The organism is Vibrio sp. 2096 (assembly GCF_033339595.1).
In the GTDB taxonomy this organism is placed as follows: Bacteria; Pseudomonadota; Gammaproteobacteria; order Enterobacterales; family Vibrionaceae; genus Vibrio; species Vibrio alginolyticus.
The window spans coordinates 1-1,163 of the sequence record NZ_JAWOUX010000083.1 but is presented as its reverse complement, the minus strand read 5'-3'; the positions used below and the strand labels follow the sequence as shown (position 1 = coordinate 1,163).

The window sequence follows — 1,163 nt, the reverse complement described above, 5'->3', positions numbered from 1 at the left end:
ACTCGGTCACACATCTGACGAATCACCGGTAAATCGTGACTGATAAACAACATCGTTAGGTTCAGTTCACTTTGCAGATCTTTTAGCAAGTTCAGAATTTGTGCCTGTACCGACACATCCAACGCTGATGTCGGTTCATCACAAATCAAAAGTCGAGGACGAGTTGCCAGAGCGCGCGCAATCGAAATACGCTGACGCTGACCACCAGAGAATTCATGAGGATATTTCACGCCAGCCATGCGACCTAAACCAACATGATCAAGCAAATCATTCACGATTTGACGTGTTTCTGCTTCATTCTTGGTGAGTTTATGGAAACGAATTGGCTCGGCAATAATGTCTGCCACCTTCATACGAGGGTTCATAGACGTGTATGGGTTTTGGAACACCATCTGCATTTGACGTCGCATCGGACGACGCTCTTTTTCCGACTTCATCGCCGTGAGATCGATGCCTTCAAATTTCACTTGGCCAGAGTTTGGCTCATACAAACCAGCAATCACGCGCGCGATGGTCGACTTACCCGAACCTGACTCACCCACCAGACCAAACGTCTCACCTTCGTGCACCTCAAAACTCACATTGTTCGAAGCCTGCACGTACTCACGGCGGCTTTCAAACAAAGAGTCCTTAGTCACAAACCTTAGGTTGACGTTTTTCACATCCAACAACGGGCCAGTGTACTCGCGCTGATCTTGGCTTTGACCAAGCCAGTGATTCTTAATGTCCAGCGACTTCATTTCTGTCGCTTCTTCGATGTAACTCACCAGAGGGAAACGATCGAGCTTTCTGTCTGAGCGAGGAACCGCCGAAATCAAGCTGCGCGTGTATGGGTGATCTGGGTTACCCAACACTTTTGCCGTTGGCCCAAACTCAACAAGATCACCACGGTACATCACCGCCACGCGGTCTGTAACGTTTGAAACCACACCCATGTCGTGCGTAACCAACATACAACCAACATTGTTCTGGATACACAACTCACGGATAAGATTCAGGATTTGGTCTTGGATTGATACGTCCAGTGCCGTGGTTGGCTCATCGGCGATGATCAGATCTGGCTCACCAGCCAAAGCGATCGCGATAACCACACGCTGACGCATACCACCAGAAAACTGGTGAGGATACTGTTTAAGACGGTTTTCAGGCTGAGGGATGCCGAC

At 49.0% G+C, this 1,163-nt stretch carries 1 protein-coding gene; it reads right to left on the bottom strand.

Going from position 1 to position 1,163, the window contains the following annotated elements:
- A partial coding sequence (locus R7Q41_RS24210; RefSeq protein WP_318144730.1) for an ABC transporter ATP-binding protein occupies positions 1-1,163 on the bottom strand: 1,163 nt, incomplete at both ends.